The organism is Dysosmobacter sp. Phy, from assembly GCF_054476235.1.
The window spans coordinates 1,765,662-1,783,507 of record NZ_CM136997.1; the positions used below are offsets into that span (position 1 = coordinate 1,765,662).

Here is a 17,846-nt window from a genome sequence, read left to right on the forward strand (position 1 = left end):
GATCGGCGCCGCTCACCGGGTGTAGGTCTCAATGACCAGCCGGGCGGTCTGCTCCAGCCGCAGCCCCGTGTCCATGCTGCGCTTCTGGAGGAAGCGGTGGGCCTCCGCCTCGCTCATGCGGTTGACGTCCATCAGCAGCTCCTTGGCCCGGCGGATCAGCCGCTGGGCCTCCTCCTGCCGGGCCGGAGGCGGGCGGCGGCGCCGCTGATGCAGCAGCGTGTCCAGGGAGGCGTACAGGTCCGCCCGGCTGGCCGGGACCGGGAGCCGGTAGAGGTTCTCCCCCTGGCACAGGTCCAGATTGGCGGCGGAGGCGATCACCAGCACCCCGGTCCCGGGGCCCAGGTCCGCCGCCAGCTCCGGGGCGGTCATGTCCCGCAGGCGGAAGCCGCACACCACGGCGGCTCCGCCCAGCTTGCCCACCGCCCGGAGCACCTCGGCCCCGGAGGCGAAGGCGCCGGCCACGGGATATCCGCCGCTCTCCAGAAGCCGCTGGATCCGGCGCCGGGCGTCCTCATGGGCAAAGGCCGTCACGATCCGCTCCATGGCACAGCACCCCCTTTCGGCAGTTCTCCGGTCCGCCCGGCGGACCGGTCAGGTCAGTAGGTGACCAGGTACTTCTCCAGCTCCCACTGGGAGACCTGGCTCCGGTATTCCTCCCACTCCCGCCGCTTGCCGGTGAGGTACTGGGCGGCCACGTGGGGGCCCAGGGCGGCGGTGACGGTCCCGTCGGCCTCCAGGGCGTTCAGGGCTGCCTCCAGGGAGTCCGGCAGCAGGGGTACCCCCTGGGCCGCCAGGGCGGCGGGGGACATCTCGTAGAGGTTCTCCGTGATCTCCGGCGGCGGCGTCAGCCCCCGGCGGATGCCGTCCAGGCCCGCCGTCAGGCAGGCGGCGAAGGTCAGGTAGGGATTGCAGGACGGGTCGGGGCTGCGCAGCTCCACCCGGGTGCCCCGGCCCCGGGGGGTGGGGATGCGGATGAGGGCGGAGCGGTTGCCGGTGGACCAGGCCACGCAGCAGGGGGCCTCATATCCCGGGACCAGCCGCTTGTAGGAGTTGACCAGGGGATTGGTCAGCGCGCAGAAGCCCGGCACGTGGTCCAGCAGCCCCGCGATGAACTGATAGGCCAGGGGGGACAGCTGCCGGGGGTCCGCCGGGTCGTAGAAGGCGTTCTCCCCGTCCCGGAAGAGGGACATGTTCACGTGCATGCCGCTGCCGGCGGCATTCGCCACGGGCTTGGGCATGAAAGTGGCGTGGAGGCCGTTCTTCTGGGCCAGGGTCTTGACCGCCAGCTTGAAGGTCATGATGTTGTCGGCGGAGCGGAGGGCGCCGGTGTACTTGAAGTCGATCTCGTGCTGGCCGGCGGCCACCTCGTGGTGGCTGGCCTCGATCTCGAAGCCCATCTCCTCCAGGCACAGGCAGATCTCCCGGCGGGTGGACTCCCCGTGGTCCAGGGGGCCCAGGTCGAAGTACCCGGCCTCGTCGCTGGTGCGGGTGGTGGGGCGGCCGTCCTCATCAGTCTGGAACAGGAAGAACTCCAGCTCCGGCCCGGCGTTGAAGGTGAAGCCCATGTCCTCCGCCTGCCGCAGCGCCCGCTTCAGCACGCTTCGGGGGTCTCCCACGAAGGGCGTGCCGTCGGGATTGTAGACGTCGCAGATCAGCCGGGCCACCTTGCCGTACTGGGGCCGCCAGGGCAGCACCGCGAAGGTGTCCAGGTCCGGCCGCAGGTATTGGTCGGACTCCTCCACCCGGACGAAGCCCTCGATGGAGCTGCCGTCCATCATGATCTCCCCGTCCAGAGCCCTCCCGATCTGAGAGGCGGTGATGGCCACGTTTTTCAGCTGGCCGAAGATGTCGGTGAACTGCATGCGGATGAATTGGATGTCCTCCTCCCGGATCAGGCGGAGGATGTCCTCCCGGGTGTACTTGCCCATGGCTCGATCTCCTTTCACCGGCCGCGGAACCGGTCGATTTATCGCTTTAAAGCGGTATTTTACAAAAAACAAAAAGAGCGCAACGGACCCTGAGGGGGGCCCCGTTGCTCTCCCTTGGGAGGGATTATACCGTCGCAAAGCCCGTCCTGTCAACGCTTTCGGCGCTTCCGGAACGGGCTGGCGGCAGATTTTATGGGTTGTTCTAAAATGTGGGGGAGGGAAAAAATCACCTTTGTGCAATTTCCATACGGGGAAAAATGTGCGCGGGAGGTGAACATCACCGCTCCGCGGCCAGACACACCGCGTGGCAGATGCCGGGGATGGACTCTCCCTGACAGGCGGAGATGGGGGAGAGCAGCGCCCCGGTGGGGGCGAAGAGGACCCGCTTCCACCGGCCCGCCCGCATCCCGGAGAGCAGGTAGCCGTTGAGCACCGACGCCGAGCAGCCGCAGCCGGAGGCCCCGGCGTGCATGTCCTGCCGCTGGCGGTCGTAGAGCAGAAGGCCGCAGTCCTGGAAGTGAGCGCCCATGTCAATGCCGTCCCGGGCGAAGAAGTCCCGGACGATGGCGTGGCCCAGCTCGCCCAGGTCCCCGGTGACGATCAGGTCGAAGTCCCGGGGGCCGGTGCCGGTGTCACGGAAGAAGGCGGAGAGGGTGTCGTAGGCGGCGGGGGCCATGGCGGCGCCCATGTTGTTGGCGTCGGGGATGCCCTTGTCCACGATGCGGCCGCAGGTCACGTGGGTGACGTAGGGCCCGGGGCCCTCCCGGTCCAGGATGGTGCACCCGGCGGCGGTGGCGGTCCACTGGGCGGTGGGGGTGCGCTGGTTGCCGTAGGGCACCGGCATCCGGTACTGGCGCTCGGCGGTGCAGTAGTGGGAGGAGGTCATGGCGGCGCAGCGGCGGGCGAAGCCCCCGTCGATCAGCATGGCCGCGAGAGACAGGGACTCGCCCATGGTGGAGCAGGCGCCGTAGAGGCCGTAGAAGGGGATGCCGAAGTCCCGCAGGCCGAAGGAGGAGCCGATGCACTGGTTGAGGAGGTCTCCGGCCAGCACATAGTCCAGGTCCTCCGGCTTGAGCCGCGCCTTGTCCAGGGCCTGGCGCAGCACCGCCTGCTGCATGGCGGACTCCGCCTTCTCCCAGGTCTTTTCCCCGAAGAAGGAGCTGGTCTCCAGCCGGTCGAAGCAGTCCGCCAGGGGGCCCTGGCCCTCGAATTTCCCGCCGATGTTGGAGAAGGCCAGCACGGAGGGGGGGTGGGCCAGGGCCACGGTCCGGCTGCCCAGACGTTTTTCGTTCATGGTGTCGCCGCCTTTTCGTGAGGATTTTCCATAGGTTGTCCGAAAGACGGCAAAAATATGAAGCCCGGCGTTTGCCGGGCTTTGAACAGTTTAAAGTTCCTCGTTTTCATACTCGAAGGACAATCCGCAGGCGTAGCAGAAATTCCGGTCGCCCCGCTGGCGGCGGCCGCACCGGGGACAGGCCACGGTCTCCAGGGTCCTGGAGGGGAAGCGGGCGGGGGCGTCCGGCGGCGGAGCCTCCGGCTCGGGCGGCATGGGCGGCAGGATGCCGTGTTCCGAGAGGATCTTCTCCAGGGCCAGCAGCTGGTTTTCCAGCTCCGTGACCCGTTTTTTCAAAGACTGGATCTCCTTGTCCTGCCGCTGGTCCGTGGCATAGGAGCTGTTGGCGGCGCTCTCCAGCGCCTCCTGCTTGTCCAGCATCTCCGCGTGCAGGAACAGGTCCGGCTTCAGATACCAGGGAAAGGACACGGCTCTCGCCTCCTTTTGACGGGATAGGACCATTCTACCACAGGCGGCGGGGAATGAAAAGGGAAAACCTGCGGCAAAAAGTGGGGTTAGCCCGCTCTAATGTTTCAAAAATCCCCTGTACATCCGCCCGGCGCCGTGGTATAATCACCACTTAATGAACAGATCCCAGAAAAAGGAGACAGACGGCATGAGTGAGGAGATGCGGACCTTCGGATACCTCTGCCCGGCGTGCGGCAAGCCCGTCATGGCGGCTCGGTCCGTGTTCGCCCTGGAGGCCTCCAACGCGGAGGTGGAGTGCGAATGCGGCAAGTCCGCCCTGAGCGTGGGCTTTGACGGGGAGCGGTATCACCTGACGGTGCCCTGCGGCCTCTGCAGCGAGACCCACGAGGCGGTGTGCCCGCCGGAGCGGGTGCTCCGGGGCGGCACGGCCCTGGCCTGCCCCCAGACGAAGCAATTCTGCTGCTTTATCGGGGACGAGGGCACGGTGGAAAAGCACCTGCGGGAGCTGGAGATCCTGGCGGAGAAGGAAAAGCGCCAGGAGGAGGGCCCCGAGGCCTTCGCCGACAGCGTCATCATGTACGAGGTCCTCTCCGAGCTCAAGGAGATCGCCGCCCGGCCCGGCGGCATCACCTGCGCCTGCGGCTCCCGCCGCTACGGCATGGAGATCCGCCGCAGCGCCGTGGACCTGATCTGCCGGGACTGCGGCGCCAAGCTGCGCATCAGCGCCGCCACGGACGCGGACCTGGACGATCTGTGCTGTCACATGAAACTGGTGATCCCCGGGAACCGGGGATGAGGCAGGGCCCCGCCGCCAAGGCGGGGCGCGATTTGCTGAAATGTTTGACGAGCTTGTGAGACGGGAAGGAAGATAGTTACGAAAGAAACCCAGGAGGGGTGTCTTTCGTTTTCAATCATCAGTTTTTTTGTTTCAAAAAAACTTGCCCTGCCTGTCGAACTGGTTCGACAGGCAGGGCCCCGCCGCCAAGGCGGGGCGCTTTTAACGAGACGGAGCCGGAGGCTCCCAAAAAGGAGGAATGTGCCGTGATCACACTGCTGGCACGGCTGCTGATCAAACATCAGGGGGATGAGGGCGCGGTCCGCCGGGCCTATGGCGTCCTCTGCGGCGCGGTGGGCATCTGCCTGAACGTGCTGCTGTTCGCAGGGAAGTTTTTCGCCGGACTGCTGTCCGGGTCCATCGCCATCACGGCGGACGCCTTCAACAACCTCTCCGACGCCGGGTCCTCTTTTGTGACCCTGCTGGGCTTCCAGCTGGCGGGGCAGAAGGCCGACGCCGGGCACCCCTTCGGCCACGGGCGGATCGAGTACCTGTCGGGCCTGGTGGTGTCGGTGCTGATCTTGCTGATGGGCGTGGAGCTGGGCAAGTCCTCCCTGGACAAGATCCTCCACCCGGAGGCGGTGGAGTTCAGCCCCCTGGTGGTGGCCATCCTCTGCGCCTCCATCGCCGTGAAGCTGTACATGTTCTTCTATAACCGGCGCCTGGGGAAGAAGCTGGGCTCCACCGCCATGGAGGCCACGGCCCTGGACTCCCTCAGCGACAGCGTGGCCACTTCCGCGGTGCTGCTGGCCACCCTGGTGGGCCACTTCACCGGGCTCAAGATCGACGGCTGGTGCGGACTGCTGGTGGCGGCCTTCATCCTCTGGTCCGGCATCAGCGCCGCCAAGGAGACCCTGGACCCCCTGCTGGGTGCGCCGCCCACGGCGGAGCTGGTGGAGCGGATCCGGGATCTGGTCCTGGCCCACAAGACCATCATCGGCATCCACGACCTGATCGTCCACGACTACGGCCCCGGCCGCATGATGATCTCCCTCCACGCGGAGGTCTCCGCCTCCGGGGACGTGCTGGAGCTCCACGACGAGATCGACAACGTGGAAAACGAGCTGCGGGAGAAGCTGGGCTGCGAGGCGGTGATCCACATGGACCCCATCGTCACCGACGACGGGCTCACCCAGGAGACCCGCCAGCGGGTGGCCGCCCTGGTCCACTGCATCGACGACGCCATCTCCATCCACGACTTCCGGATGGTGAAGGGCCCCACCCACACCAACGTGATCTTCGACGCGGTGGTGCCCTTCGGCTTCCGCCTCAGCGACGAGGACGTGGCAAAGAAGATCCGCACCGCCGTCCGGGCGCTGGACGGCAACTACTACGCCGTGGTGAAGGTGGAGCGGTCCTATACATAATGAAACGCGGAAGAGGGGCGCGGCCGGGCGCCTTTCTTCCGCTGCTTTTTGAAGGGGGGGAGCGGGAATGGAACTGGGGTTCTGCGGAAGGGACTGCGGCATCTGCGACGTCCGGGAGGCGTACGGCTGCGCCGGGTGCCGCGAGAGCGGGGGGGTCCCGCCCCACGGCCCCTGTCCCGTGGCGGCCTGCTGCCGGGAACGGGGCCTGGAGAAGTGCGGAGACTGTCAGGCGCTGGACTGCGCATTTCTGCCGGAGCGGGAAGGCGGGCCGCGCGCTGCGTCCCGTTTGGCGCCGCTGCGGCGGGAGGGCCTGGGCGGCGCGGACCGGGCGGCGGAGCTGGGCGCGGGACTGCGGCGCCTGTTTTGGATCTGGCTGGGGGGAGATGCGGCCGTCTATCTGGCGGCCGGGATAGCGTCGGTCCTGCTGGCGCACGGCTGTACCTGGGTCCTGCGGCTGATCCCCGGGGCCCTGGAGCTGGCGGTGTGCCTGGCCATGGGCCGGACCCTGAGCCGGCTGGGAGAGGCATATCGTACAGTGCCGCCGTTTCTGACGGCCTACGGTGCGGTGCGGGCGGTGAGCGGCGCCGTGTCCTCCCTGCCGGTGCTGGCGGCGCTGACCCTCCTCCAGGGAGGTCTGGAATTGGCGTGGCTCTTCCGGCTGTATCGGGCCAACGGGGCCCTGCTGGAGCGGATCGGGGACCGGCGGGCCGTCCTCTGGCGGTGCCTGGCCCGGTGGGCCGTGGCGGTGGGAGCGGTGATATGTCTGATGTCCGTGCCAGTGCCCTCCGTGGAAGTTTGGCAAACGCTGCAACTTTGGTCGTGGGTGGACAGCCTGCCCACTGCGGTATTCGTGCTGGCATATGCGCTGGCGATGGTGCTTCTGGCGGTGAAGCTATGCGCCGCGGTGCTGTGGGTGGTCCGCTGGGTCCAGCTGTGGCGGACGGCGGAGACCTTCCGGCGGCTGGGCACAGAGCCCTGAACGGCGGCGGAGATGTTGGCTGCGGACCATGGCACCCCTGTTTTCCATAAATGACCGGCGGACCTTCCAAAAGGTCCGCCGGTCTTTGTTCACTGCTGTTCCAGGGGCAGGATGCCGCCGGGGTCCGCGGCCACGGTGACCGTCTCGCCGGCCCGGGCCGTCCAGGTTTCCCGGTCCGCCTCCATGCGGATGGGGAGCACGTCCGCCGCCGCGGCCTCCGGCCGCAGCAGCACGGTAAGGGCGTTCACATCCTCCACCACCCGGACCACCCGGCAGGCAAAGGCATTTTCAGTTCCGGCTTCCGCCAAGCGCAGGCTCCGGGCCCGGATGCCCGCCCGGCGCACCTGCTCCGGCACCGGGCTCTCACAGGCCAGGGTCACGCCCCACGCCGGCACGTACACCCCGCCGTCCCGGGGGAGGGCATCCGCAAAGTTCTCGCAGCCGGACAGGCGCGCCGCCGCCTCCGTGCCGGGCCGGGCCATCAGGTCGGCCATGGGCCGCACGGCCTGGGACCGGCCCTGGTCCATGACACAGACCCTGGGGCAGTTGCGCAGCACCTCCCCCCGGTCGTGGGACACCCAGATCACCGGGCCGGGAAAGGCCGACAGGGTCTCCCACAGCTCCAGCTCCAGCTGGTGCTTGAGGTAGCTGTCCAGGGCGGAGAAGGGCTCGTCCAGCAAGATGGCCCCCGGCTCCGAGGCCAGGATCCGGGCCAGGGCGCAGCGCTGCTGCTGCCCGCCGGAGAGCTGGCCCGGCCGCAGGTCCGCCACCGCCTCCAGCTGGAACTGGCGGAGCTTGTCCGCGGCCACGGACGCCCGCTGCCTCCGGTCCCGGACCGCCGCGGCGATGTTCTGCCGGACGGTCATGTTGGGGAACAGGGCGTACTGCTGAAAGAGATAGCCCACCCGCCGCTTCTGGGGCGGCAGGTCGATGTGGGCGGCGCTGTCGAAGAGGGTCACGCCGTCCAGGGTGATCCGGCCCCGGTCCGGGGTCAGGATGCCCGCCACGCACTTGAGCGTCACGCTCTTGCCGCAGCCGGAGGCCCCCAGCAGGGCCAGGGTCTCCCCCTCCGCCTCAAACCGGACCTCCAGATGGAAGTCCCCCATGCGCTTTTCGATGTCCACAGACAGACTCATCCGCGCCGCCCTCCTTTTTCCGCCTTCTGCCGGGTCTCCAGCAGGTTCACCGCCAGCAGAAACACGGCGGAGATGGCGATGTTCACCAGCACCCACATGGCGGCCCCGGCGTTGTCGTTGGTGCGCCAGAGCTGGTAGACGGTGGTGGAGATGGTGGCGGTGCGGCCGGGGGTGTAGCCCGCGATCATGGAGGTGGCGCCGTACTCGCCCAGGGCCCGGGCGAAGGCCAGCACGGTCCCGGCCAGGATGCCCTGCCGGCACACCGGCATCTGCACCCGCCAGAATACCCACGTGTTGGACCGGCCCAACGTCCGCCCCGCGTCGGCCAGATTTTTGTCGAAGCTCTCGAAGGCGCCCCGGGCGGTGCGGTACATCAGGGGGAAGGCCACCACGACGGTTGCGAAGATGGCGGACCACCAGGTCATGACCAGCTTCACATCAAAAGTCTCCAGCACCCAGGCCCCCAGAGGCCGCTTGGGCCCCAGCAGCATCAGCAGGAGCCAGCCCACCACCGTGGGCGGCAGCACCAGGGGCAGCGTCAGCACCACGTCCAGCACGCCCTTCACCAGCCGGGGGAGCCTGGCGATGTAGTACGCTGCCCAGATGCCGAGAAAGAACACGGCCACGGTGGAGATGGCGGCGATGCGCAGTGAGTTGTAAAGGGGAAACCAGTCCATACGCGGGACCTCCTGAGGGGATGATGGGGGACCGCCGTTTCCGCCCGCCGAAGGCGGGCCGCCGCGGCGTCAAGTGCGCTGCGGCCTTGGACCGGCCGGGCAAAGCCCGGCCGGTCAGGATGGATCCGGGGGTATCAGCCCAGCGGGGTGAAGCCCACGCTCTCAAAGACGGCGGAGGCGTCGGCGGTGCTGAGGTAGTCCAGGAAGGCCTTGGCCTCGTCGGGGTGCTGGCTGGTTTTCAGCACCGCCGCCGGGTAGATCACCTGGCCGCACATCTCGGCGGTGGCGCCGTCCACGGTGTCAAGGCCTGCGGAGAAGGCGTCGGTGGCGTAGATGATGCCGCAGTCCACGGCCGCCTCGCTGACCTGGGTGGTGACCTCCTTGACGTTGGAGCCGTAGGTCAGGCATCCGGCGATGGCCGCCTCGTCCAGCCCGTAGTAGGCGAAGATCTTCTGGGTGTACTGGCCCACGGGCACGTCGCTGTTGCCGATGGCCAGGGCCACGCCGCCGCTCTTGAGCAGCTCCGCCAGCTGGTCAAAGGTCTCGATCCCGGCGGGGTTGCCCTCCGGAACCGCCAGGGCCACCTTGTTCTCCAGCAGGTCCAGCCGGGTGGCGCTGTCCACAAAGTCCAGGCCCTCGGTGTTCTCCTCGCCGCCCTCGGTGTCCAGCTGGTTCATCTGCTTGGGGGCCGCGGAGAGAAAGACGTCGCAGTCGGCGCCCTCCTGGATCTGGGTCTTGAGGGTGCCGGAGGAGTCGTAGGTGGGCACGATGGTGACACCCGGCGCCACTTCCTTGTACTGCTCGATGATCCGGTCCAGGGACTCGGTCAGGGAGGCGGCGGCAAAGACGTACAGCTCCACCGCCCCGGCGGTGTCCTCGGTTTCGGCGGTGTCGGCCTCCTGGATATCCGCGGTCTCCGTACCGCCGCAGGCGGTCAGGGCCAGGGCCATGGTCAGGGCCAGCAGCAAAGACAGTGCTTTTTTCATGGGGAGATCTTCCTTTCTGATGATAATATGTTCTCACCGCCGATGCAAGGGCGGGATGGAACCTTCGTGATATTCAAGTGAGTATAACGAACGGGGAAGGATATGCGCCGATTCATCGGCGCATATCCGGGGTGCGTTATTTTCCGAAGGGGCACGCGGGCCAGTGGCAGGGCTTGCACCCCAGGCACAGCCCGCCCTCGCCCAGGGCCACGATCTGCTGCCGCGTCACCGGCACGTCCGCCGCCACGAAGGGCAGCACCAGGTCGAAGATGGTAGCGCCCGCGTACATGACGCAGCCGGGAAGGCCCATCACCGGAGTGCCGTCGTCGTAGTAGCCAAGCAAAAACATGGCGCCGGGCAGCACCGGGGCGCCGTAGGTGACGATCTGCGCCCCGCTGGCTTTGATCCCGCCGGGGGTGTTGTCATCCGGGTCCACGCTCATGCCGCCGGTGCAGAGGATCACGTCGGCGCCGGTTTTCCGGGCCTCGGTGACGGCGTTGGCCACATTCTCCACCCCGTCGCCGGAGTAGGCCACAGAGATCGTCTCAATGCCGTAGGCGGCCAGCTTGTCCTTCACCACCGGGGTGAAGGTGTCCTGGATGAGGCCCTTTTTCACCTCGCTGCCGGTGGCCACGATGGCGGCGGTTTTCCGCACCCAGGGCCGCAGCTCCAGCAGGGGGGCGTCCCCGGCGGCCTGTTCCGCCGCCTGCAATTTCTTCTCCGGGATGATGAGGGGGATGACCCGCATCCCCGCCAGCTTGTCGCCTTTGCGGACGGCGGTGCCGCCCTTCCGGGTGGCGATCATGATGTCCTCCACGGTATTGACGGCGATCAGCCTTTCGGAGTTCACCCGGAAGAGACCGTCGCAGGCGGCCTTCAGCTCGATCTTGCCCTCCTTGACCTCGCTGCGGTCCATGTGGCCGTTTGCGCACAGGGCGTACAGCCGCTCGGCGGCGTCGTTCTCGTGGAGCATCCCCGGCGTCATCTCCCAGACGTACAGGTGCTCCTTGCCCATGGAGAGCAGGACCGGGATATCTTCCTCTGTCACCACATGGCCCTTGCGGAACCGGGCGTCCTTGTACTGGTCACGGATGATCTGGGTCAGGTCGTGGCACAGCACATGGCCCACGGCCTCCTCGGTTTTGATCAGCTTCATGCCTTCGCCTCCAGAATCTCGATTTCATCTCCGGGGCGGACGGTGCCCTCTTTCACCACGATCGCGAAGATGCCCTCCGTGGGCATGACGCACTTGCCCACGGCCTTTTTGATGGCGCAGTCGCTGTGGCACTCCTTGCCGATCTGGGTCACCTCCACCTCGGTCTCGCCGATGCGCAGGCGGGTGCCCACAGGCAGGTGCTTGAGGTCGATGCCCCGGGTGTTGATGTTCTCGGCGAACACACCCTCGCCCAGGGGGATGGGGCAGGCGGCGCGCATGGTGTCCACGCTCTCCTCCGCCAGGAGGGAGATCTGCCGGTGCCAGTCCCCCGCGTGGGCATCGCCCACGATGCCGTGGCGCAGCTTGAATTGAATCTCCGGGACCGGGTGCTTGACGGTCCCTTTTTTCTCACTGATGTTGACGGATACGACGGCGGCCAAGGGGCTCACTCCTTTATTCTGTAATCTCCGCTCTTGCCGCCGGACTTTTCCAGCAGGCGGATGTTGGTGATGCGCATGTCCTTCTGGACGGCCTTGCACATGTCGTAGATGGTCAGCGCCGCCACGGACACGGCGGTCAGCGCCTCCATCTCCACGCCGGTGACGCCGGTGCAGGTGACCGCCGCCCGGATCTCCACCATGGCGGGCTCGTCGGAGAGGGCGAAGGTGATGTCGATGCCGGTCAGAGGCAGGGGATGGCACATGGGGATCAGCTCCCAGTTGTGCTTGGCCGCCTGGATGCCCGCCACCTGGGCCACCGCCAGTACGTCGCCCTTTTTCATGGTGCCGGCTTTGATCTTCTCCAGAGTCTCCGGGGCCATGTGGATCTCCCCGGCGGCCACGGCGGTGCGGTGGGTGACGGCCTTGTCCGTCACGTCCACCATCTTCGCCCGGCCCTGCTCGTTGAAATGGGTCAGTTCTCCCATGGTTCAGCCTCCGATTTGGTTCATGTTCCGGGGGGTGTCGCTCTTCCGCTCTGTCAGATGGTGACGCTGGGGCTTCTGGGTGATGCCCTGCCGGATAGCATTTTGCAGCTGCCAGCCGTGGAGACCCCTCAGGTCGATCTCCTCCCGGCTGTGAAGGCAGCCCTTCAGCTTACCGTCCGCCGTCACCCGGATGCGGCGGCAGTCGGCGCAGAAGTCGTGGCTCACCGGGGAGATCAGGCCGATGGTACCCGCCGCCCCCGGCAGCCGATACCGCCGGGCCACGCCGCTGCTCTCAATCTGCTCCAGCTCCGGCAGGCGCTCCAGCACCGTGTCCGCGCTTAGAAAGCAAGCCCTGTCCCAGTCCGCGCAGGGGCCCATGGGCATCAGCTCGATGAACCGCATCTCCCAGGGGTGGTCACGGGTCAGGGCGGCGAAATCGGCGATCTCGTCGTCGTTGAAGCCGCCGATGAGGACGGTGTCGAATTTCAGGTCCCGGAATCCGGCGTCCTCCGCCGCCCGGATGCCCTCCAGCACGTCGGACAGCTGCCCCAGCCGGGTCATTTGGGCAAATCGCTCCGGCCGCAGGGTGTCCAGGCTGATGTTCAGCCGGTCCAGCCCCGCCTCCCGCAGGGGCTTTGCCAGCTTTGGCAGCAGGCTGCCGTTGGTGGTGAGGCACAGCTCCCGGAGGTCCGGGATGGCCCGCAGCTGGCGGCACAATTCCACGATGCCACGCCGCACCAGCGGTTCGCCGCCGGTCAGGCGGATCTTCCGCACGCCGCAGACCACGCAGGCCGCCGCCACCTCCGCCAGCTCCTCCAGGGTCAGCATCTCCCGGTGCTCCCGTTTGCACACGCCCTCCTCCGGCATGCAGTACCGGCAGCGGTAGTTGCACCGGTCCGTGACGGACAGGCGCAGGTAGTCGATGGTCCGTCCGCAGCCGTCAGTCATGGCGTCCTCCCCTCCGTGATACTCAACTTAGGTAAACGGTATGATATCCCATTATAAGGCCTTCGGGGCAAAAGTCAAGGAAGAACCCGCCGGGGGAATGGGAAAAGGCGATCGGGCACGCAGGGGCCGGTCGTTTGAAGGCCCGGAGCGCAAAAAAAATGCCGCCCGGTTGGGCGGCATTTTGAGAGCCTTGGTAAAAACTCAGCGCTTGGAGAACTGGGGCGCGCGGCGGGCAGCCTTCAGGCCGCACTTCTTGCGCGCCCCGTGCGGCGCTGCCGCCCGGGGACCCCCGGTGGATGGAATATGCTCGGGGCAAGTGAATTGCCCCTGCGCCAAGGTTTTGGGCGGGGCCCAAAACGCTTGTACGGCGCGGTGCGCCGCCCCGCGCTGTGGGGCCCCGAAGGAGCGCAAAAAAAATGCCGCCCGGTTGGGCGGCATTTTGAGAGACTGGGTAAAAACTCAGCGCTTGGAGAACTGGGGAGCGCGGCGGGCAGCCTTCAGGCCGCACTTCTTGCGCGCCCCGTGCGGCGCTGCCGCCCGGGGACCCCCGGTGGATGGAATATGCTCGGGGCAAGTGAATTGCCCCTGCGCCAAGGTTTTGGGCGGGGCCCAAAACGCTTGTACGGCGCGGTGCGCCGCCCCGCGCTGCGGGGCCCCGAAGGAGCGCAAGAAAAAATGCCGCCTGGCTGGGCGGCATTTTGAGAGACTGGATAAAAACTCAGCGCTTGGAGAACTGGGGAGCGCGGCGGGCAGCCTTCAGGCCGTACTTCTTGCGCTCCTTCATGCGGGGATCGCGGGTCAGGAAACCGGCCTTCTTCAGGATGGGGCGGTTGTCCTCGCTGGCCAGCAGCAGGGCGCGGGCGATGCCGTGGCGCAGGGCGCCGGCCTGGCCGGAGACGCCGCCGCCGGTGACGGTGGCCACGATGTCCATCTTGCCGGTGTTGCCGGTGGCCTCCAGGGGCTGACGGACCACCATCTTCAGGGTGTCCAGGCCGAAGTAATCGTCGATGTCCCGGCCGTTGATGGTGATGGAGCCGGTGCCGTTGGGGAACAGGTGAACGCGGGCCACGGAGGACTTCCGGCGGCCGGTACCGTACAGGTAGGGCTTCTTAGACTGATACATTCTCGATATCCTCCTTACTCCACGTCCAGGGCGACGGGCTTCTGGGCCTGCTGCTCGTAGTTGGCGTCGGCATAGATGTGCAGGCGCTTCAGGGAATCCTTGCCCACGGTGTTCTTGGGCAGCATGCCGCGGACGGCCACGCGCAGGGCCAGCTCGGGCTTCTCCTGCATCAGGATGCGGTAGGGGGTCTCCTTCAGGCCGCCCACCCAGCCGGAGTGGGTGCGGTAGAACTTCTGCTCGCCCTTCTTGCCGGTCAGGACAGCCTTGCCGGCGTTGATGATGATGACGTTGTCGCCGCAGTCGGCGTGGGGAGTGTAGGTGGGCTTCAGCTTGCCGCGCAGCAGGTCGGCAGCCCGGACGGCGGTCTTGCCCAGGGGCTTGCCGGCGGCGTCCAGGATGTACCACTTACGCTCGATGTTGGCCTTGTTTGCCATAAAAGTGGACATGGTGTTTCCTCCGTATGATATATTTGTATTCGCTTTACAAATCAAGAGCTCCGGGTTAAAATCGGAGCATCACTATTTATATCACCGGGAAACGGGCTTGTCAACAGGAATTTGATTTACCACGCGGAAAGCTCGTAATATCTTTGATTTTCTCGCGATATCTCGCAAATGCTGATACTCGATTTTTCCTTTCCGAAAAAAGAAGCGCCGGACGGCCCTGGACCGCCCGGCATGGGGGAAGCGTATGTAGCTAGAGCACCCATTGGACCAGAAGCAGCAGGGCGAAGCCCGGCAGGCCCAGGATGCCGATGACCAGGGCGTTCCAAAGGTTCAGCCCCAGGGCGATGCCGGTGATGCCGGAGGTCAGGCCCACGGCCCACAGGGCCAGGAACCCCAGGGCCGTGTTGGCCAGCAGCTTCAGCGCCAGGCGCAGGGGGGCGCTGAACACGCGGATCAGGGCGATGAGAAAGAACCCCGCCAGGATGGCGGCGATGATCTTCTGGTTCAGGTCCATGCGGCCTCCCCCTCCAGCCCCGCCGCGGCCTCCGCCGTGGGGCTGCGTTCCTTGATGGCGCGGATGAGATAGTTGCACCGGGCTTTCACGGCGCTGATCTGATAGATGCACGACTCCACCAGCTCCGGGTCCAGGGCCTGGTCGAACTGGCGGTAGGCGTTGGCCAGGTCCGCCTGGGCCGCCAGCAGCTCCTCTTTCAGGATCAGCAGCTCCGGGTCCGGCCGGGTCTTTCCGGAAAAGAGAACGGTTTTCATGGCAGTGTCCCTCCTATGGTTTATGTATGGGAAGTTTGGACAAATATGCCAGATTTCATACGACAGGAGGGGACAAGATGCACTCGGAGCAGGAGCGCTTCATGGAGGAGGCTCTGGCCCTGGCCCGGGAGGCCGCGGCCGCCGGGGAGGTGCCGGTGGGCTGCGTCATCGTGCGGAATGGGCAGATCGTGGGCCGGGGCCGCAACCGGCGGGAGGAGAAGCGCGCCACCGCCTCCCACGCGGAGATGGAGGCCATCGCCCGGGCCAACGAGGCCCTTGGCACCTGGCGGCTGGAGGACTGCGAGCTGTATGTGACGTTGGAGCCCTGCCCCATGTGTGCCGGGGCCATCCTCAACGCCCGGATCGCCCGGGTGTGGTACGGTGCCCGGGACCCGGCCTTCGGCGCCTGCGGCGGCGTGACGAACCTCTTCATGGAGGATTTCCCCAACCGCCCCGCCCTGGTGGGCGGCGTGCTGGGGGAGGAATGCCGGGCGGAGCTGGCGAAGTTCTTCGCCGGGCTGCGTGAGAAAAAAACCGATGCCTCTGATGGGATTTAATACTTTTGTAACAATTACCGCTGGTTTGGTTAACAACTCTCGGGTATCGTAATACTTGCAAGAGACAAAACTTCTTTTCATCCAATCTTCCAACAAATAGGGAACAGGGCCAGCCGGAAGGCTGGCCCTGTTCTCGTTTTCCGCCGGGCGGAGGGGAGGCTTGCCGCTCGGCCCTGTTCCTGTTTCTGGAAAAGTTGTAAAAGAACCATGAACCCCGCCGGAACAGGTGTTTCCGGCGGGGTTTTTGTGGTATATTGTCTATTGAGCGTCTCCGCAGCGGCCCAGGACGGCCAGATGCTGGAGCAGAAAGCCCGTCAGGGTCAGGGCGGCGCCGCCGTTGAAGAGGACCGCGCTGAGGCCGCCGTCGGCCAGGGAGGCCAGACACAGCGTCACGGCGGGCACGGCATAGAGCACGAAGCGCCGGGTCCGGCCCGCGCCGTAGGCGAAGGCGGAGAGCCGGTACAGGGCCAGGATCGTCAGCACCAGGGCCAGCACCTCCACCCAGAAGGCAGCCAGGACCGGATTGGTGGAGTCCTGCCGGTACACCAGCACCAGCCGCACCACCAGACACACCACCGGCGCCAGCAGCACCGCGCCGTTAAAGGCTCTGGGCTTTTCGCGGCCGCCTCTGCGGCAGGCCGCCGCTGCGGGGAACAGAAATACGCCTGCTGCCGCCGTCAGCGCCCCCAGCAGCAGCCGCTCCCGCCGGTCCGCGGCGGAGAGCAGCGCCATACCGGGCAGGCCCTGCACCCCCATACCGGCGGCCAGGTCCGCCAGGCCCGCCGCAGCGATCAAAAACACGCCCGCCACCGCCAGGGTCAGCAGCCCGGCGTCGGCGGTGGAGAAGCCCGCGGGAAAGAGGGGGGCGTCCTCCGCCTGCTCCGGCAGCCGCCGGACCAGCAGCAGGCACGCCGCAAAGACCGCCGCTGCCAGCACCGCCGCGGCGATGCCGAAGGGGCAGCCGGGGACGGGCAGGCCGGTGTCCGGCTCGAAGCCGGTGCGCCACTGGGCCAGCCGCAGGGCAAAGGCGGCGCAGCCGCCGCCCAGGGCCAGGATGGGGAACACAGCATATCGTCTCATAGGAGAGATCTCCTTGTCTGTTGGAATTTCAAAGGACAGTATACCACGGCGGGAAATATTTGTCCATGCCGGTCTCATGTTCTCCCGGCCAGGCGCATACAGTGAGGAAAGGGACAGGCCCGGAGACGAAAGAGGAGGAAGTACATGAAGCGCACATCTCAGTTCCGCCAGACCGCCGCGGTGTCCGCGGCGCTGCTGGCGCTGTTGTTTTTGCTGCCCCTGGCGGTGGTGGTCCCCTTCCGGGACAGCCTCTTTTCCGCCCGGGACACGGTGGACGAGCACGAGGCGGAGCCCTTTGTCCCCGGCGAGCTGGACGCCTCCGTCACGCTGCGGGTGCTGGACGGGGACACGGTGGAGGAGATGGACCTGGGAACCTATCTGGTGGCGGTGGTCCGGGCGGAGATGCCCGCCTCCTTCGAGCCGGAGGCCCTAAAGGCCCAGGCGGTGGCCGCCCGGACCTATACCTTGTATAAGATCCGCACCGGCGGCAACCACGGCGAGGAGGCCGACATCTGCACCGACTCCACCTGCTGCCAGGCCTACATCGCCGAGGACCGGGCCCGGGAGAACTGGGGCGCGGACGCCGATGAAAACGAGGCCAAGATCGAGGCGGCGGTCCACGACACCGACGGAGAGACCATCCTCTACGACGGCGTACCGATCCTGGCAGTGTTCCACTCCTCCTCCGCCGGGCAGACCCGCGCCGCCGGGGAGGTGTGGGTCAGCGACCTGCCCTACCTCCAGGCGGTGTCGTCCCCGGAGCAGGGAGACGCCATCCCCAACTATTACAGCCGGGCGGAGTTCACGGCGGAGCAGTTCCGGGAGAAGGTCCTCTCCGCCCTGCCGGAGGCAGACCTGTCAGGCCCCATGGACACCTGGCTCCAAAACGCCGTCACCGACACTGCCGGCAGCGTGGAGACCGTGGAGGTGGGGGGCGTGGCCGTCAAGGGCAGCACCGTGCGCAGCATCCTGGGCCTGCGGTCCGCCTGCTTCGAGTGGGAGATCCAGAAGCAGACGCTGGTGTTCTACGTCACCGGCTTCGGCCACGGCGTGGGCATGAGCCAGTACGGCGCCAACCAGATGGCGGCGGAGGGGGCGGACTACCGGGAGATCCTGACCCACTACTACACCGGCGTCACCGTGGAGCCCTATGTCCCCGGGGAGGGGTGAAGG

At 66.8% G+C, this 17,846-nt stretch carries 21 protein-coding genes; 5 read left to right on the plus strand and 16 right to left on the minus strand.

Annotated features, from left to right (window positions below):
• Positions 1-12 precede the first annotated feature (12 nt).
• The 4 genes from ACVDHE_RS08565 to ACVDHE_RS08580 all read right to left on the minus strand — a co-directional run bounded on the left by ACVDHE_RS08565 (position 13) and on the right by ACVDHE_RS08580 (position 3,690).
• A complete protein-coding gene (locus ACVDHE_RS08565) occupies positions 13-543 on the minus strand; it encodes an ANTAR domain-containing response regulator (RefSeq protein ID WP_213037643.1) in 531 nt (176 codons plus the stop codon).
• 53 nt (positions 544-596) lie between these two features.
• Positions 597-1,928, minus strand: coding sequence for a type I glutamate--ammonia ligase (gene glnA, locus ACVDHE_RS08570; RefSeq protein ID WP_458884321.1), 1,332 nt, complete (start codon positions 1,926-1,928; stop codon positions 597-599).
• A 277-nt stretch (positions 1,929-2,205) separates the two neighbouring features.
• On the minus strand, positions 2,206-3,222 hold the full coding sequence (gene spoVAD / locus ACVDHE_RS08575) for a stage V sporulation protein AD (protein ID WP_418725117.1): 1,017 nt from the start codon (positions 3,220-3,222) through the stop codon (positions 2,206-2,208).
• A gap of 90 nt (positions 3,223-3,312) precedes the next feature.
• Positions 3,313-3,690, minus strand: coding sequence for a hypothetical protein (locus ACVDHE_RS08580; RefSeq protein WP_458884322.1), 378 nt, complete (start codon positions 3,688-3,690; stop codon positions 3,313-3,315).
• Between the two features lie 187 nt (positions 3,691-3,877).
• Between ACVDHE_RS08580 and ACVDHE_RS08585 the strand changes: the two genes are divergently transcribed.
• From ACVDHE_RS08585 to ACVDHE_RS08595, 3 genes are all read left to right on the plus strand, one after another.
• Entirely contained in the window at positions 3,878-4,486 is a 609-nt protein-coding gene (locus tag ACVDHE_RS08585; RefSeq protein ID WP_213037647.1) for a hypothetical protein, read from the plus strand.
• Between the two features lie 245 nt (positions 4,487-4,731).
• Positions 4,732-5,892, plus strand: a complete 1,161-nt coding sequence (locus ACVDHE_RS08590) for a cation diffusion facilitator family transporter (protein WP_458884323.1) — start codon at positions 4,732-4,734, stop codon at positions 5,890-5,892.
• A gap of 67 nt (positions 5,893-5,959) precedes the next feature.
• On the plus strand, positions 5,960-6,871 hold the full coding sequence (locus ACVDHE_RS08595; protein ID WP_458884324.1) for a DUF3795 domain-containing protein: 912 nt from the start codon (positions 5,960-5,962) through the stop codon (positions 6,869-6,871).
• Positions 6,872-6,960: 89 nt separating this feature from the next.
• On the opposite strand, the gene ACVDHE_RS08600 is transcribed toward ACVDHE_RS08595, so the two are convergent.
• From ACVDHE_RS08600 to ACVDHE_RS08650, 11 genes are all read right to left on the minus strand, one after another.
• Positions 6,961-8,007, minus strand: coding sequence for a sulfate/molybdate ABC transporter ATP-binding protein (locus tag ACVDHE_RS08600; protein ID WP_458884325.1), 1,047 nt, complete (start codon positions 8,005-8,007; stop codon positions 6,961-6,963).
• Positions 8,004-8,684, minus strand: coding sequence for a molybdate ABC transporter permease subunit (gene modB / locus ACVDHE_RS08605; RefSeq protein WP_458884326.1), 681 nt, complete (start codon positions 8,682-8,684; stop codon positions 8,004-8,006). The genes ACVDHE_RS08600 and modB overlap by 4 nt, the downstream gene beginning before the upstream one ends.
• Before the next feature lie 134 nt (positions 8,685-8,818).
• Positions 8,819-9,670 carry a molybdate ABC transporter substrate-binding protein gene (gene modA / locus ACVDHE_RS08610; RefSeq protein ID WP_458884327.1) on the minus strand — a complete coding sequence of 284 codons (852 nt, stop codon included), beginning with the start codon at positions 9,668-9,670 and terminating at the stop codon, positions 8,819-8,821.
• A gap of 136 nt (positions 9,671-9,806) precedes the next feature.
• On the minus strand, positions 9,807-10,826 hold the full coding sequence (locus tag ACVDHE_RS08615; protein ID WP_458884328.1) for a molybdopterin-binding protein: 1,020 nt from the start codon (positions 10,824-10,826) through the stop codon (positions 9,807-9,809).
• Positions 10,823-11,266, minus strand: coding sequence for an MOSC domain-containing protein (locus ACVDHE_RS08620; protein WP_458884329.1), 444 nt, complete (start codon positions 11,264-11,266; stop codon positions 10,823-10,825). The genes ACVDHE_RS08615 and ACVDHE_RS08620 overlap by 4 nt, the downstream gene beginning before the upstream one ends.
• A gap of 5 nt (positions 11,267-11,271) precedes the next feature.
• A complete protein-coding gene (gene moaC, locus ACVDHE_RS08625; RefSeq protein ID WP_213037655.1) occupies positions 11,272-11,751 on the minus strand; it encodes a cyclic pyranopterin monophosphate synthase MoaC in 480 nt (159 codons plus the stop codon).
• Positions 11,752-11,754: 3 nt separating this feature from the next.
• Complete coding sequence (gene moaA, locus ACVDHE_RS08630; protein WP_458884330.1) at positions 11,755-12,699, minus strand: GTP 3',8-cyclase MoaA; 945 nt, start codon at positions 12,697-12,699, stop codon at positions 11,755-11,757.
• Positions 12,700-13,417: 718 nt separating this feature from the next.
• Positions 13,418-13,822 (minus strand): 30S ribosomal protein S9, encoded by a 405-nt coding sequence (rpsI, locus tag ACVDHE_RS08635; RefSeq protein ID WP_213037675.1) that lies wholly within the window; start codon positions 13,820-13,822, stop codon positions 13,418-13,420.
• Positions 13,823-13,836: 14 nt separating this feature from the next.
• Positions 13,837-14,268, minus strand: coding sequence for a 50S ribosomal protein L13 (gene rplM / locus ACVDHE_RS08640; RefSeq protein WP_213037676.1), 432 nt, complete (start codon positions 14,266-14,268; stop codon positions 13,837-13,839).
• Between the two features lie 250 nt (positions 14,269-14,518).
• Positions 14,519-14,782, minus strand: a complete 264-nt coding sequence (locus tag ACVDHE_RS08645; RefSeq protein WP_325284768.1) for a pro-sigmaK processing inhibitor BofA family protein — start codon at positions 14,780-14,782, stop codon at positions 14,519-14,521.
• A complete protein-coding gene (locus ACVDHE_RS08650) occupies positions 14,773-15,036 on the minus strand; it encodes a DUF2508 family protein (RefSeq protein ID WP_213037678.1) in 264 nt (87 codons plus the stop codon). The genes ACVDHE_RS08645 and ACVDHE_RS08650 overlap by 10 nt, the downstream gene beginning before the upstream one ends.
• 77 nt (positions 15,037-15,113) lie before the next feature.
• Between ACVDHE_RS08650 and ACVDHE_RS08655 the strand changes: the two genes are divergently transcribed.
• On the plus strand, positions 15,114-15,593 hold the full coding sequence (locus ACVDHE_RS08655) for a nucleoside deaminase (RefSeq protein WP_325284767.1): 480 nt from the start codon (positions 15,114-15,116) through the stop codon (positions 15,591-15,593).
• Positions 15,594-15,851: 258 nt separating this feature from the next.
• On the opposite strand, the gene ACVDHE_RS08660 is transcribed toward ACVDHE_RS08655, so the two are convergent.
• Positions 15,852-16,673: a hypothetical protein gene (locus ACVDHE_RS08660; protein ID WP_458884331.1), complete on the minus strand. Its 822-nt coding sequence runs from the start codon at positions 16,671-16,673 to the stop codon at positions 15,852-15,854.
• Positions 16,674-16,817: 144 nt separating this feature from the next.
• Here ACVDHE_RS08660 and spoIID point away from each other — a divergent pair, with 144 nt between their 5' ends.
• Positions 16,818-17,843 (plus strand): stage II sporulation protein D, encoded by a 1,026-nt coding sequence (gene spoIID / locus ACVDHE_RS08665; protein WP_418725587.1) that lies wholly within the window; start codon positions 16,818-16,820, stop codon positions 17,841-17,843.
• The last annotated feature ends 3 nt before the right edge of the window (positions 17,844-17,846 follow it).

Excerpts from the sequence above, each read along its gene's own strand:
- ACVDHE_RS08565 (WP_213037643.1), bottom strand. The coding sequence starts at position 543 with ATGGAGCGGATCGTGACGGCCTTTGCCCATGAGGACGCCCGGCGCCGG.
- glnA (WP_458884321.1), bottom strand. The coding sequence starts at position 1,928 with ATGGGCAAGTACACCCGGGAGGACATCCTCCGCCTGATCCGGGAGGAG.
- spoVAD (WP_418725117.1), bottom strand. The coding sequence starts at position 3,222 with ATGAACGAAAAACGTCTGGGCAGCCGGACCGTGGCCCTGGCCCACCCC.
- ACVDHE_RS08585 (WP_213037647.1), top strand. The coding sequence starts at position 3,878 with ATGAGTGAGGAGATGCGGACCTTCGGATACCTCTGCCCGGCGTGCGGC.
- ACVDHE_RS08595 (WP_458884324.1), top strand. The coding sequence starts at position 5,960 with ATGGAACTGGGGTTCTGCGGAAGGGACTGCGGCATCTGCGACGTCCGG.
- ACVDHE_RS08600 (WP_458884325.1), bottom strand. The coding sequence starts at position 8,007 with ATGAGTCTGTCTGTGGACATCGAAAAGCGCATGGGGGACTTCCATCTG.
- modB (WP_458884326.1), bottom strand. The coding sequence starts at position 8,684 with ATGGACTGGTTTCCCCTTTACAACTCACTGCGCATCGCCGCCATCTCC.
- modA (WP_458884327.1), bottom strand. The coding sequence starts at position 9,670 with ATGAAAAAAGCACTGTCTTTGCTGCTGGCCCTGACCATGGCCCTGGCC.
- ACVDHE_RS08615 (WP_458884328.1), bottom strand. The coding sequence starts at position 10,826 with ATGAAGCTGATCAAAACCGAGGAGGCCGTGGGCCATGTGCTGTGCCAC.
- moaC (WP_213037655.1), bottom strand. The coding sequence starts at position 11,751 with ATGGGAGAACTGACCCATTTCAACGAGCAGGGCCGGGCGAAGATGGTG.
- moaA (WP_458884330.1), bottom strand. The coding sequence starts at position 12,699 with ATGACTGACGGCTGCGGACGGACCATCGACTACCTGCGCCTGTCCGTC.
- rpsI (WP_213037675.1), bottom strand. The coding sequence starts at position 13,822 with ATGTATCAGTCTAAGAAGCCCTACCTGTACGGTACCGGCCGCCGGAAG.
- rplM (WP_213037676.1), bottom strand. The coding sequence starts at position 14,268 with ATGTCCACTTTTATGGCAAACAAGGCCAACATCGAGCGTAAGTGGTAC.
- ACVDHE_RS08645 (WP_325284768.1), bottom strand. The coding sequence starts at position 14,782 with ATGGACCTGAACCAGAAGATCATCGCCGCCATCCTGGCGGGGTTCTTT.
- ACVDHE_RS08650 (WP_213037678.1), bottom strand. The coding sequence starts at position 15,036 with ATGAAAACCGTTCTCTTTTCCGGAAAGACCCGGCCGGACCCGGAGCTG.
- ACVDHE_RS08655 (WP_325284767.1), top strand. The coding sequence starts at position 15,114 with ATGCACTCGGAGCAGGAGCGCTTCATGGAGGAGGCTCTGGCCCTGGCC.
- ACVDHE_RS08660 (WP_458884331.1), bottom strand. The coding sequence starts at position 16,673 with ATGAGACGATATGCTGTGTTCCCCATCCTGGCCCTGGGCGGCGGCTGC.
- spoIID (WP_418725587.1), top strand. The coding sequence starts at position 16,818 with ATGAAGCGCACATCTCAGTTCCGCCAGACCGCCGCGGTGTCCGCGGCG.